Origin of the sequence: Agrobacterium sp. YIC 4121, from assembly GCF_002008205.1 — a bacterium.
GTDB lineage: Bacteria > Pseudomonadota > Alphaproteobacteria > Rhizobiales > Rhizobiaceae > Agrobacterium > Agrobacterium leguminum.
The window spans coordinates 481,572-494,681 of the sequence record NZ_MRDI01000001.1; the positions used below are offsets into that span (position 1 = coordinate 481,572).

Below are 13,110 nucleotides of genomic sequence, written 5' to 3' on the forward strand. Positions count from 1 at the left end.
CCGTTTGGGCGGGGAGAATGACTGCGCGAACCGGCTGCGGAGCTGGTTTTTCAGGCGGTTCTGGCCGCCTGTACGGAGGCGGCGCGGTCGGCTATCTCGATGCGGAACTGCGTGCCGGGACCGGGCTTTTCGACGAGCGCGATCGTGCCGCCATGGGCAAGCACGAGTTCGCGGGCAATGACCAGCCCGAGGCCCGTGCCTCCGGAGCGCGCCGAACCCCTGAAAGCGGAGAACAGGTTTTCCTTGGCCTTGCGCGGCATGCCCGGCCCATTGTCGTCGATGACGATGCTGACGACGCTGCCGGCCCTCTGGGCCGAGATGGAGAGATACCGAAGCCCGGCATTCGCGGTATCGGATTGCAGGGCCTGAACGGCATTGCGACAGAGATTGTGGATGACCCTGAAAAGCTGCTCGGAATCCGCATCGACTGTGAGGTCGGATGGAACGCTGTCCTGAAATTCGATGCCACTGTCCGGATCGAGCGCAAGAATATCGCGCACATCCCGCACCAGAAGGCTCAACTGCACCATCTTGCGTTTCGGTGCGCCTTCGGTCGCCTGGCCATAGGCCAGAACCTCGCCGGTATAGGCCACGGCGCGGTCGATGGTGCGCAGCAGTTTCGGCGCAAAGCTCCTGACCATCGGATCCTTTGCATCCACAAGACGGTCCGACATGAGCTGCGCGGAAGACAGGATGTTGCGCATGTCGTGATTGATCTTCGAGACCGCGAGGCCGAGATCCACGAGGTTTTTCTGCTGGCGCAGGGTCTTCTGCAGTTCGGTCTGCATGTCGGCGAGGTGGCGGCCGGCAACCGATAGTTCATCCGTTCCCTCCTCAGGTACGAAAATCCGCTCGGGATTGCCCGGATCCTCCGAGAAGTTCTGCATGCCGAGCGTCAGTCGGCGTATGGGCCGGATCATGATGCGGTTGATGGAGATGAAGATCAGGCCTGCGGTGATCAGCGACAGGACAATGGAAATCAGGAAAACGTTGCGCGCATAGGCAAGCATTGCCGCCCGCAGCTTGTTTTCGCCGAGCACCAGTTCGATGATCGTATCGCTGTCGCCGACGACATCGAAAACACGGATGACGCGGTTGCCGCCGAACAGCAGGGTGGAAAAGGCGTCCCGCACCGCCGCCACCTGCGAAACGTCGGAAAGGTCATATTGCTCATCGACGCCAGGAGGCGTTTCCGCCACGGCGAGCAGGCGTGAGGTGCCGTCCTTGCGCAGCGCGATAAGCTTCGCCCCGGTTGCCATCAGCGTGTCGTTCTGCACGCTTCGCGGCAGTTCGGCCTGCAGGCCGTCGATGACAGCGCCGGCGGCCGCGGCCGTATTCAGGCGGTCGCGCAACCACGAAAGTCGCATATTGGCGACGGAAGGCACGAAGATCAGCACTTCGGCGATCATCACGAAGATGACAGTGAGCAGCAGCAGCCGTCCCGAAAGACCGGCGGTCAATCCCGGCATGCAATGCACCGGATCGTCTTGCGTGCGGTCCAAGCTGTCTACGCCTTTAGAAAACACCGGGCCATGATCCTGTATGCGCGCCGCTGCTTGCGTGGAACGGCTCGGTTTATATGCAGCGATGATAATAGGACCTAATGGATATTTTTCCAATGCGCTGCAAAATAAAGGTTTTCATTGCCGGAAAAACAAACGCCGCCCGGCAGGGGCGGCGTTCGAAGGTCAGCCGGTTTTGAAGCGGACCGCTGGTCGTCTAGAACTCCTGCCAGTCGCCATGTGCGGGTGCTGCCGCAGGCTGGGCATTGAGCGCGCGGCTGACGCTGTTCATCAATTTGCGGGCCGGAGACGCCACCGCCGGCGTCCTGCCAGACACTGCCACCGGTCCGGCGGAAACCGTCATCGGCCTCGCGGGCTGCTCGATGCGGGGGCTGCGCTGCACATTCTCCGCGCCGACATTGAAGCGCGCCACGAGCGTCACAAGATGGTCGGCCTCGCTGCTCAGCTTATGGGTTGCAGCCGAGGTTTCCTCCACCATTGCTGCGTTGCGCTGCGTTACCTGGTCCATCTGGTTGATGGCGGTATTCACCTCATGCAGACCGGTGGACTGCTCCCTGGCGGCCGTGGCAATCGAATGGATGTGCTCGTTGATTGCCAGAACGCGGGTCTCGATCTCGCTCAGTGCGCCGCCGGTTCTCTGCACCAGCGATACGCCACGCCCGACCTCTTCGCCGGATTTTGTGATCAGCGCCTTGATGTCCTTCGCTGCCGTTGCGGATCGTTGCGCAAGTTCTCGCACTTCCTGAGCGACGACGGCAAAGCCCTTGCCCGCTTCACCCGCACGGGCGGCTTCCACGCCGGCATTCAGCGCCAGCAGGTTGGTCTGGAAGGCGATTTCGTCGATGACGTTGATGATCTGGCTGATTTCGCGCGAGGCATGCTCGATGCGATCCATGGCGGACACGGCGTCGCGCACGACATTGGCGGACTCTTCCGTCTTCTGCTTCGTTTCGGCAACCATGGCGCTGGCTTCCTGCGCACGGTCGGTCGAATTGCGGACGACGGCGGTAATCTCATCCAGAGCGGCGGAGGTTTCCTCCAGCGCCGCCGCCTGCTGTTCGGTCCGCTTCGACAGGTCGTCGGCCGCCGAGCGCAATTCGTTCGCGTTGCCGCTGATGCCCTCCGTGCTGCCGCGCACTTCGCGCATCGTCTCGCGCAGCTTGGTCAGCGTCTGGTTGACGTTCCCCTGGAGTTCAGCAAATACGCCCCGGAACTCGCCATCCATTCTCTCCGTCAGATCGCCCCGCGCAAGGCCTTCGATGACGCGGCTGGTCTCGGATACGCCATTATGGACACCGGTGAGGAGCGAATTGATCGTCGCGGCGAAACGATTGAGGTTGTCGTCGCCATAGTCCTTGTTGATGCGGCGGCTGAAATCGCCCTGGGCCGCAGCGTCGACGACGATGGCCATGCCGGCCTGCAGATCGTCGCTCTTGGCGCGCATGGCGGCTTCCTGCGCATTCATGCGGCGCACTTCGCTGCCGTTTTTCTTAAAGACCTCGACGGCCGCAGCCATTTCGCCGATTTCGTCGTTGCGGCCGAGATAGGGAACGTCCGCGTCGAGATTTCCATGGGCCACGGCATTCATCACCTGCGAAACCCTGCGGATGGGGGCGCTGAGCTGCCGCGTTCCGATGTAGAGACCGAAGGCGGCTCCCGCGCCGACACCGGCAACCGTCACCCCGACGATCACCCAGAATATCGCGGTGCTGAAAGAATCTACTCCTGCCTTCACGACTTCGAGTTCGGCGAGGTCGTTTTTCACGACGCTGTCGATCTCCGCCTGATAGGCTTTGCGGTTGGCGCGGTTCGCCTCGTTATTGCCCTGCTGGCTGGCCGCCTGCGGCCCGTTTTCCTTCGCCAGCCGCACGGTTTCCAGACGGAAAGTGCGGAATTCCTTGGAGCGGCCGACAAGCTTGTCGAAACTCGCCTGTTGTTCCGCCGGCACGAGCGGCGCCCAGCTGGCAATGAGCTTTTCCATGGCGTCGAGGTTTTTGACCATACCGTCGGCAAAGGGGGTGGCTGCCGCCACATCGGCTGCCGCGTAGACACCGCGTGCCTCCATGACGACTGCCGTTACCAGACGGTTGAGCGCCTCGCCCTTGTAAGCCCTTTCGGCGGTTCCCTCGAAATGATGCGACCGAACCCAGAATTCGTTGATCGCATAGATGGACAACCCGCCAATGGTACAGGCGACAAGGCTCATCAGCCCGACAAGTAGATTGATACGACCGCGAATTCTCAACTTCGTTCCCCCAACAAAAACCAGCCGCGCGATGAAAATGGGAAGCTGGCATAACTTTTTCGCGTCACAAGATTTATCAACGCTGCGTTAAGAAAGAATTTCGGATTTTATCGATTGCGCGCCGGAATCGGCCTCCATCGGCGGTCGGCGAAGGAGATGGCGGTGCGTTTTCCGCAAAAGGTGAAGCGCGAAAACCCCTTCGGCAATTGACTTTGCTCGGCCTATGCCCTTATAAGCCGCGCACGCTCGGCCATTGAAAGCTCGCCCAGGCGGGGTTAGCCGTGCAAAAAACGAAACGCTCTTGCAAATTATTGCAAATTCAAGAAGGGCCGCACACCGCGGTATTAAATAAATGTCGAAGCGTACTTACCAACCGTCCAAGCTTGTCCGCAAGCGTCGCCATGGCTTCCGCGCCCGTATGGCTACCGCCGGCGGCCGCAAGGTTCTCGCAGCCCGCCGTGCGCGCGGCCGCGCTCGTCTTTCGGCTTAATTGCCGCCTCTGTGACCCGGTGAAAGTCGCGGGCACATGAGTAAGACAGGAAAACTGCCCGGCCGGCTTAAAAACCGGTCGGATTTCCTTGCCGTTCAGGCAGGAGAAAAACGGCGGGGAGGCACCTTTCTTCTGGAAGTGCTTGACCGGAAAACCCCGGAAACCGAGCCTCGCGTCGGTTTTACCGTAACGAAAAGACAAGGCAACGCGGTAGAGCGAAATCGCATGCGCCGCCGTCTCAAGGAAGCCGTCAGGCTTTCTGCCGGATTCGCAATGAAGCCCGGTCATGACTATGTGATTGTCGCCCGCAGGGACGTGCTCGATACGGCCTTCCCGAAACTTCAGTCTCTCCTTAACGAGCGAATTGAAGGAACGGCGAAACCGAAACGGTCCCAGGAGACCCGCTCCAGGAAAGAATGATGGAAAAGAACCGTAATTACTTCATCGCGATAGCCCTTTCGGTTGTCATCGTCCTCGCCTGGCAATTCCTTTACATGAATCCGCGTATCGAGCAGCAGCGCCGCGCCGAAGAGGCCCGCCAGGCGCAGCAGCAGACGACGCAGCAACAGCAGCCGGCGCCGGGCGCCGCACCAGGTGCTGCCGTTGAAGGCGCACCGCCCGCCTCCTCACCGCAGACTGCCGCCACGGCGACCCGCGAAGAGTCGATTGCAAGAACCCAGCGCGTGGCCATCGAGACCAACGCCATCGCCGGCTCGATCAACCTTACCGGCGCCCGCTTCGATGACATCCGGCTCAAGGACTACCATGAGACCGTCGATGACTCGAGCCCGATCATCACGCTGTTCTCGCCCTCCGACACCAAGGACGGTTACTTCACCGAACTCGGTTACGTTGCAGCACAGGAAGTCGGCGGCGTTCCCGGCCCGACCACCGTGTGGACGCTGGCAAGCGGCGAAAAGCTGACGGAAACCACCCCGGTCACCCTCACCTACACCAATTCCAAGGGCGTGATTTTCTCCCGTACGGTTTCGATCGACGAGCATTACATGATCTCGGTCGCCGACAAGGTGGAGAACCCCGGACAGGCGGCGATCTCCTTTGCCACCTATGGCCGCGTGACGCGCAACAACAAGCCCGCAGTCCCCCCGGTCTTCGTCATCCATGAAGGTTTCCTCGGCGTTTCGGGCAAAGACGGCAGCCTGACGGAAGAAAAATACAAGGACGTCGAGGAAGCACCGGTAACGGTTGCCAAGGCGACCGGCGGCTGGCTCGGCATCACCGACAAATATTGGGCCGCGGCCATCGTTCCGCCACAGACGACGCCGTTCGAGACCCGTTATTCGCACATCACCGGCAATCAGCCGAGCTATCAGGCCGATTTCAAGAGCGACCCGCTGACGGTCGAGCCCGGCCAGTCGATCGAGCTGAAGAGCCTCGTTTTCGCCGGCGCCAAGGAAGTGCCGCTGGTCGACCGTTACGAGACGACCTACGCCATTCCGAAGTTCGACCTTCTGATCGACTGGGGCTGGTTCTACTTCATCACCAAGCCGATGTTCAAACTGATGGATTTCTTCTTCCGTTATTTTGGTAATTTCGGCGTGGCGATCCTGCTCACCACCATCGTCGTCAAGGCTCTCTTCTTCCCGCTCGCCAGCAAGCAATATGCTTCCATGGCGAACATGAAGCGCGTGCAGCCGAAGATGGAAGAGCTGAAGGCCAAGCATGGCGATGACCGCATGGCCATGCAGCAGGCGATGATGCAGCTCTACAAGGAAGAGAAGATCAATCCTGTTGCCGGCTGCTGGCCGATGCTTTTGCAGATCCCGGTCTTCTTCGCGCTCTACAAGGTCATCTACGTCACCATCGAAATGCGGCATGCGCCGTTCTTCGGCTGGATTCACGACCTTTCCGCGCCGGATCCGACGTCGCTGTTCAATCTCTTCGGCCTTCTGCCTTATGATGTGCCGCACTTCCTGATGATCGGTGTCTGGCCGCTTGTCATGGGCATCACCATGTTCCTGCAGATGCGCATGAACCCGACGCCGCCCGATCCGACGCAGGCGATGATCTTCAACTGGATGCCGCTGATCTTCACCTTCATGCTGGCCTCCTTCCCGGCCGGTCTGGTCATCTACTGGGCATGGAACAATACGCTCTCCATCACCCAGCAGGCCGTCATCATGAAGCGCCAGGGCGCCAAGATCGAGCTGTTCGATAACATCAAGGGGCTGTTCAAGCGAAAGCCGGTGCAATCGAAATGAGTGAGACCGGCACGACAACCGAAAAGCCCCTGTTCGGGCGACCCTGGATTTTCATTCGCGGCGTTCCCGCAATGAAATTCCTGCCGCCCGAAGGCCCGCCGGAGATTGCCTTCGCCGGCCGTTCGAATGTCGGCAAGTCCTCGCTCATCAATGCGCTGGTGGGCCACAAGGGGCTTGCCCGCACGTCCAATACGCCCGGACGCACGCAGGAACTGAACTATTTCGTTCCGGATGGTTATTCCGGCGAAGCTGGCGACCTGCCGCCGATGGCGCTGGTCGACATGCCCGGTTACGGTTATGCGCAGGCCCCGAAGGATCAGGTCGATGCCTGGACCAAGCTCGTCTTCGATTATCTGCGCGGCCGTGCGACGCTGAAGCGCGTTTACGTGCTGATCGATTCCCGCCATGGCGTGAAAAAGAACGACGAGGAGGTTCTGACCCTGCTCGACAAGGCGGCCGTTTCCTACCAGATCGTGCTGACGAAGACGGACAAGATCAAGGATGCCGGCGTTCCGCGGCTGATCGGCGAAACGCTGGAGAAAATCCGCAAGCGTCCCGCCGCCTATCCGGAAGTTCTCGCCACATCCTCGGAAAAATCATTCGGGCTGGATAGCCTGCGGGCCGAGATCGTCAGAACGATCTCTCTTTGAAAGACACGCCTCTCAGGCGATGGTGAAAAGCAGAACGGCGGTCCAGAGCATCGCCGTCAACGCCAGAAGGCGCCAGAAGCGCACGGAATGCCAGACCTCCGAAAGCATGGCTGCGAACATGCTGCCACCCCGTAACGGCTGGCCCCTGAATGGCAGGCCGGAGCGGCTTGGCTCCCGTTCCAGCAGCGCGGCGACGGTCGCGTTTTCGCGATGTTCGGTTTCCGCCAGATTGTCCCGCCAGCGCCTGACCATGGCGGCGAACTGGCGGTCGCGTTTGACGCGCTTGGCAAGCTCCGCCATGCTTTCCGGCGGCAGGGCACCCAGCACATATTCGCCCGCAAGGACTTCATCCCGCAAACCGCTTTGCTTGTCTCTATCGGGTGCCGTCATGTGGTCTCTCGCTCCTCGGTCGTTCAGGTCAGCATCGCTCCCGCGGCGCGCGACATCCCATGTCGCCCTGAATTAACCCCTCCCCTTTCCATGGAAGGCTGGTCCCATTGGGCCTTTATGTCAATCTCATTACGGGGCCGGGACAGCCAAAAAAAAGAAATTTGACCGCTGCCGACACAATAAGGCCAGGAGGTTATTTCATCCGTCAAAGACTTGCTTTAGAGCGGTGACAGGCTTTCAACAGCCGCAACCACAGACCGAGGTTTTTAGATGACGTCTTCCGAAAGCGAAACTCAGGCGCGGCTGCTCGCACAGGCTCTGCCTTTCATGCAGAAATACGAGAACAAGACCATCGTGGTGAAATATGGCGGCCACGCCATGGGGGATTCCACGCTCGGTAAGGCTTTCGCGGAAGACATCGCCCTTTTGAAGCAATCGGGCATCAACCCCATCGTCGTGCATGGCGGCGGCCCGCAGATCGGCGCGATGCTGACCAAGATGGGCATCGAATCGAAATTCGAGGGCGGCCTGCGCGTCACCGACGCCAAGACGGTCGAGATCGTCGAAATGGTTCTGGCCGGCTCGATCAACAAGGAAATCGTCGCCCTCATCAACCAGACGGGCGAATGGGCCATCGGCCTGTGCGGCAAGGACGGCAACATGGTCTTTGCCGAAAAGGCGAAAAAGACCGTCATCGACCCCGACAGCAATATCGAACGTGTGCTCGATCTCGGCTTTGTCGGCGAAGTCACGGAAGTCGACCGCACCCTGCTCGACCTGCTCGCCAAGTCGGAAATGATCCCGGTCATCGCCCCGGTCGCGCCTGGCCGCGATGGCGCCACCTATAATATCAACGCCGATACCTTCGCCGGCGCGATTGCGGGTGCGCTTCACGCCTCGCGTCTGCTGTTTCTCACCGACGTTCCCGGCGTTCTCGACAAGAACAAGGAACTCATTAAGGAACTCACCGTCTCGCAGGCGCGTGCGCTCATCAAGGACGGCACGATTTCCGGCGGTATGATCCCAAAGGTCGAGACTTGCATCGACGCCATCAAGGCCGGTGTTCAGGGCGTGGTGATCCTCAACGGCAAGACGCCGCATTCCGTCCTTCTGGAAATCTTCACGGAAGGCGCCGGCACGCTCATCGTGCCCTGACAGGCTTCAGGTGGCGGACGGCAAGCCGGTCCGCCACAACTGGCATTCAGCCGAATGCCAAAAGTGACAGCACGCCCACGACAATCAGCAGGCAGCCGGACAGTTCGAGCCGGTTGATCTTCTCCTTGAAGAAAAGCACGGTCGATGCGAAGGCGAAAAGCATCTCCACCTGCGCCAATGCCTTCACCACGGCGGCCTGCTGCAGGGTCATCGCCGTGAACCAGCCGAACGAGGCCGTAGCGCCCACGAAACCGACCGCCAGCGACGGTTTCCATACCTTCGCGATGCGCCGCAACTCTTCCCGCTCGCGCCAGACGATCCACAGGAACATCGAAACCGTCTGCATGACGATGACGACAACGAGGGTAAAGCCCGCCTGCATCATCGCGTCCGGAGCGGGAAGGCTCGGTGCAAGCGCGAGCGACGCCGACCGGTAGGCAACCGATGACAGGCCGAAGAAAGCCCCCGAGGCAAGGCCGATACCCGCTGTCCGGCTGAAGATCGACGTGAAGAAGGAAGCGGGCGTGACTTCCGTGCGCGCCACCGAAATAAGCATGACGCCGGCGACCGTGATGGCGATGGCCGCCAATGTGCCGCCATTGACGCTTTCCCCGATGAAAATAAGCGCAAACAGCGCCGCCTGCGCCGGCTCGGTGCGGGAATAGGCCGTTCCAACCGCAAAATTACGGAAGGAGAACAGGTGCACCAGCAGGAAGGTGGCGGCGATCTGCGCCATGGCGCCGACCGTCGCCCACACGGCGAAGGACATGTTCGGCACCGGCAGAGGGCGGCCGAGCCCGAAATGCAGAAAAGCAAGATAGGCGAGAGCGAAAGGCATGCCGAAAACGAAGCGCACGAAGGTCGCGCCCGTGGTGCCCATCATGCCCTTGAGGTGCTTTTGCAGGGTCGAGCGCAGGTTCTGCAAGAACGCGCTTGCGAAAGTGATGCCTATCCAGAGTTCCATGGCCTTGGCGGTATCATGCACCGGAGGCCCCAGCCAAGCCCGATTTTCTGATCAATCGTCGTCTTTTCGATTTTCTTCGGCCTTCGAAACGGGCATAAAGCAGCCCATGGACACAAAGCCGAAAAACCTGCCCGAAGCCGCCGATTTCGACCATGTGAGCGAATGGGTCTTCGATCTCGACAACACGCTCTATCCGCATCACATCAATCTGTTTTCGCAGATCGACCGTAACATGACGGCCTATGTGGCGGAGCTTCTGAAGCTCGATCCCGACGAGGCCCGGGCGCTGCAGAAGCGCTATTATCATGACCACGGCACGACGCTTCAGGGCCTGATGATCCACTACGGCATCAGCCCGGACGAGTTTCTGGAACGCGCCCATGCCATCGATTATTCGGCGCTGAAGCCGCATCCGGAACTCGGCGAGGCGATCAAGGCTTTGCCGGGCCGCAAATTCATCCTTACCAACGGCAGCGTCAAACATGCGCAGGCGGCGGCCGGTGCGCTCGGAATTCTCGATCATTTCGAGGATATTTTCGATATCGTCGCTGCGGGCTATCTGCCGAAACCGGCCAGCGCGACCTATGAGAAGTTCGCGGCGCTTGCGAAACTCGACACGCAAAAAGCCGCCATGTTCGAGGATTTGCCGCGCAATCTCGCGGCGCCCAAGGCGCTCGGCATGAAGACCGTTCTGCTCGTCCCCGCCAATCTCGAGGGCGTCATCATGGAACGCTGGGAAATCCCAGCGGCCACGGATGCGCATATCGACTACATCACCGACGACCTGACCGGCTTCCTGACGAAAACCATCGCAGGCTGAGCAGCGAACATTACCGAAGCTTCATGCACCTTACGGATGTTTAAGTGGTGAGGCGTGCTGGACGTCATTATCTTCTCTTCAGGGACACCAAAGAAAGGTAATGACGATGACCACACGAAAAATCGCCCTGTCTGCTCTTGGCGCAGCCCTTTTGATCGGCACGGCCGCGACGGCAAGCTTCGCCGCCCCACCCGCTCCGGGCAAAGGCCATGGCGAGCGCATGCCGATCCGCCAGGAAGCGGCCTTCGTTCACCTGCTGAAGGTGGCTGACAGCAACAAGGACGGCAAGATTTCCAAGGAGGAATTCGCCGCCCGTCAGGACGCGCTCTTCACCGAGATCGACAAGGACAAGGACGGCTCGATCACGCCGAAGGAAATGCGTGAGTATCGTCAGGCGAAGATGGAAGCTTTCCGCGCCGCCAATCCGCGCCCCGAGCGTGAGGACGCCAAAGCCGAAGACGGCAAGGGCCCCCAGGGCAAGCGCGCCGAAAGACATGCCGAGCGCGAACATGGCGGCCGTTTCGGCCATCAGGGCTGGGGCAAGCATGGCGGCAAGGGCGCAGGTTTCGCGCTGATCCGCTGGGCCGATACCGACGAGAACGGTCAGGTCAGCAAGGCCGAATTCACCGCCGCCGGCGAAAAGATGTTCGAACGGCTGGACAAGAACAAGGACGGCGTCATCTCCATCGACGACATGCCGGACCGCCCGTTCCTTTAACCCGCTAAAGAAAAAGCCCGCTCAAAAGCGGGCTTTTTTCTTCAATGCAGGCTGACGGTCTGGAGATCGTCTTCGGCAGCCTTGAAAAACGTACTGGACCGGTTGTCCGTCAGGAGGATCGGCGTACCATCTGCACCGAACAGCGCCCAAAGGTCCAATTGCGGATCGAGATCGGGCGCTTCCGGGAAACAGCGGCTGACGTCTTCCGCGCGGATCTTGCGGATATATCCCACTTCTCCTTCGCCGATATGGGCGAGCTGGGATTGGGTGAGACGCGCATGCGCTTCTTTCAACAGCATATTTCAGCCTCCTTCTTCACGCCGAGCGATTCGTGTCGGATTCCGGCGTTCACGTTCTACTCTGAGACGGAAATATTAATTTTCTTCACCACGTTTGAAATTTCCGGCCGCACCAGATCGATGGAAAGAAGCCCGTTGCGCAGACGCGCTTCCCTGACCTGCATGCCATCGGCAAGCACGAACACCCGCTGGAACTGGCGGGCCGCGATGCCGCGATAGAGAAAATCGCGTTTCTCCTGTTCCTGCTGGCGTCCGCGAATGACGAGCTGGTTATCGGCCGTCGTCACATCCAGATCGTCCTGCGAGAAACCGGCAACCGCGATGGTGATGCGCAGGCGTTCCGGCACATCGCCGCTACCCGGCAGGCGCTCGATATTATAGGGAGGATAGCCGTCATTGGCCTTCGCCATGCGCTCCAGCGTTTTTTCCATGGCATCAAAACCCAGCAAAAGCGGGTGGGTGAATGGCGTCATGCGGCTCATGTCTCTTTTGTCCTTGCAACCAAGCGACGTTTCGCGGTCCCGCTTCCGGCAACCTCGCCGGTCAGTCGCACCGGCCCCTGCAATATGGGAAGCACAACCGCAATACGCAAGACGCGGCGACGAGCAAAGGGGACACCGGGGAATGAGGCTTGACAAGTGAGCACCCGCCGCTCGAAAAAAGCGCTCATCTCAACGGCGGGCAAGACATGGCAGAACGCAGAAAAATCATTATCGACACCGATCCGGGCCAGGACGACGCGGCGGCAATCATGCTCGCCTTCGCAAGCCCGGAGGAAATCGACATTCTCGGATTGTGCGCCGTCGCCGGCAACGTTCCGCTGAAGCTGACCAGCCGCAACATCCGCATCATCAGCGAATTGTGCGGCCGCACCGATATTCCCGTCTATGAGGGCGCCGAGAAGCCGCTGGTGCGCAAGCCCATCACCGCAGAGCACGTTCACGGCAGCACCGGCCTCGATGGCCCGGTTCTCGATGAGCCGACCATGGAAGCGCAAAAGCAGCACGCGGTCGATTTCATCATCGAAACGCTGATGCGGGAACCCGCCGGCACCGTAACGCTCTGCACGCTCGGCGCGCTGACCAATGTGGCGCTGGCGCTCCTGAAGGCGCCGGAAATCGCCGACCGCGTCAAGGAACTGGTGATGATGGGCGGCGGCTTCTTCGAGGGCGGCAACATCACCCCGGCGGCGGAATTCAACATCTATGTCGACCCACAGGCCGCCGATATCGTCTTCCGCTCCGGCATGCCGATCGTCATGATGCCGCTCGACGTCACCCATCAGTTGCTGACAACCAAGGCTCGGGTCAGCCGCATTCGCGACATTGGCACGCGGCCGGCCATCGCCATGGCGGAAATGCTGGAATTCTTCGAGCGTTTCGATATCGAAAAATACGGCTCGGACGGCGGCCCGCTGCATGATCCGACCGTCATTGCCTATCTCGTCAAACCCGAACTGTTTCAGGGTCGCGAGTGCAATGTCGAAATCGAGGTCCATTCGGAACTCACCATGGGCATGACCGTGGTGGACTGGTGGAATGTTACCGAACGACCCGCCAATGCCCGCGTGATGCGCAATGTGGATGCCGACGGCTTCTTCGAATTGCTGACGGAACGTTTCGCCCGTCTGTAAC

At 60.3% G+C, this 13,110-nt stretch carries 14 protein-coding genes; 8 read left to right on the forward strand and 6 right to left on the reverse strand.

Features of this window, described 5'->3' with window-relative positions; genetic code table 11:
- Positions 1 to 50: 50 nt before the first annotated feature.
- The gene (locus tag BTE54_RS02455; RefSeq protein WP_162934014.1) at positions 51 to 1,469 is read right to left on the reverse strand and encodes a HAMP domain-containing sensor histidine kinase; all 1,419 of its coding nucleotides are present in this window, start codon (positions 1,467 to 1,469) and stop codon (positions 51 to 53) included.
- 250 nt (positions 1,470 to 1,719) lie between these two features.
- Positions 1,720 to 3,768: a methyl-accepting chemotaxis protein gene (locus tag BTE54_RS02460; RefSeq protein ID WP_078051315.1), complete on the reverse strand. Its 2,049-nt coding sequence runs from the start codon at positions 3,766 to 3,768 to the stop codon at positions 1,720 to 1,722.
- 352 nt (positions 3,769 to 4,120) lie between these two features.
- On the opposite strand from BTE54_RS02460, the gene rpmH reads away from it, so the two are divergent.
- The 4 genes from rpmH to yihA are packed head-to-tail and all read left to right on the forward strand — an operon-like array spanning position 4,121 to position 7,130.
- Complete coding sequence (gene rpmH / locus BTE54_RS02465) at positions 4,121 to 4,258, forward strand: 50S ribosomal protein L34 (RefSeq protein WP_003493611.1); 138 nt, start codon at positions 4,121 to 4,123, stop codon at positions 4,256 to 4,258.
- A 36-nt stretch (positions 4,259 to 4,294) separates the two neighbouring features.
- On the forward strand, positions 4,295 to 4,678 hold the full coding sequence (gene rnpA, locus BTE54_RS02470; RefSeq protein ID WP_065654558.1) for a ribonuclease P protein component: 384 nt from the start codon (positions 4,295 to 4,297) through the stop codon (positions 4,676 to 4,678).
- Positions 4,678 to 6,480: a membrane protein insertase YidC gene (gene yidC / locus BTE54_RS02475; protein WP_078051316.1), complete on the forward strand. Its 1,803-nt coding sequence runs from the start codon at positions 4,678 to 4,680 to the stop codon at positions 6,478 to 6,480. Before rnpA ends, yidC begins: the two co-directional genes overlap by 1 nt.
- The gene (gene yihA, locus BTE54_RS02480) at positions 6,477 to 7,130 is read left to right on the forward strand and encodes a ribosome biogenesis GTP-binding protein YihA/YsxC (protein ID WP_078051317.1); all 654 of its coding nucleotides are present in this window, start codon (positions 6,477 to 6,479) and stop codon (positions 7,128 to 7,130) included. Before yidC ends, yihA begins: the two co-directional genes overlap by 4 nt.
- Before the next feature lie 12 nt (positions 7,131 to 7,142).
- Here the strand turns inward: yihA and BTE54_RS02485 are convergent, their stop codons facing one another.
- A complete protein-coding gene (locus BTE54_RS02485; protein ID WP_078051318.1) occupies positions 7,143 to 7,520 on the reverse strand; it encodes a hypothetical protein in 378 nt (125 codons plus the stop codon).
- Between the two features lie 270 nt (positions 7,521 to 7,790).
- Here BTE54_RS02485 and argB point away from each other — a divergent pair, with 270 nt between their 5' ends.
- Positions 7,791 to 8,675: an acetylglutamate kinase gene (gene argB, locus BTE54_RS02490; protein WP_003503698.1), complete on the forward strand. Its 885-nt coding sequence runs from the start codon at positions 7,791 to 7,793 to the stop codon at positions 8,673 to 8,675.
- A gap of 46 nt (positions 8,676 to 8,721) precedes the next feature.
- On the opposite strand, the gene BTE54_RS02495 is transcribed toward argB, so the two are convergent.
- Positions 8,722 to 9,639: a DMT family transporter gene (locus tag BTE54_RS02495; RefSeq protein WP_078051528.1), complete on the reverse strand. Its 918-nt coding sequence runs from the start codon at positions 9,637 to 9,639 to the stop codon at positions 8,722 to 8,724.
- A gap of 106 nt (positions 9,640 to 9,745) precedes the next feature.
- On the opposite strand from BTE54_RS02495, the gene BTE54_RS02500 reads away from it, so the two are divergent.
- A complete protein-coding gene (locus BTE54_RS02500) occupies positions 9,746 to 10,459 on the forward strand; it encodes a pyrimidine 5'-nucleotidase (protein WP_078051319.1) in 714 nt (237 codons plus the stop codon).
- A 100-nt stretch (positions 10,460 to 10,559) separates the two neighbouring features.
- Entirely contained in the window at positions 10,560 to 11,177 is a 618-nt protein-coding gene (locus BTE54_RS02505) for an EF-hand domain-containing protein (RefSeq protein ID WP_078051320.1), read from the forward strand.
- Positions 11,178 to 11,218: 41 nt separating this feature from the next.
- Here BTE54_RS02505 and BTE54_RS02510 read toward each other — a convergent pair whose 3' ends face one another.
- Both BTE54_RS02510 and BTE54_RS02515 read right to left on the reverse strand, forming a co-directional pair.
- Complete coding sequence (locus BTE54_RS02510; protein WP_003520040.1) at positions 11,219 to 11,476, reverse strand: DUF1150 family protein; 258 nt, start codon at positions 11,474 to 11,476, stop codon at positions 11,219 to 11,221.
- A 56-nt stretch (positions 11,477 to 11,532) separates the two neighbouring features.
- A complete protein-coding gene (locus BTE54_RS02515) occupies positions 11,533 to 11,958 on the reverse strand; it encodes an Hsp20 family protein (protein ID WP_003520041.1) in 426 nt (141 codons plus the stop codon).
- A gap of 206 nt (positions 11,959 to 12,164) precedes the next feature.
- On the opposite strand from BTE54_RS02515, the gene BTE54_RS02520 reads away from it, so the two are divergent.
- Entirely contained in the window at positions 12,165 to 13,109 is a 945-nt protein-coding gene (locus tag BTE54_RS02520) for a nucleoside hydrolase (protein ID WP_065654563.1), read from the forward strand.
- Position 13,110: the final 1 nt, after the last annotated feature.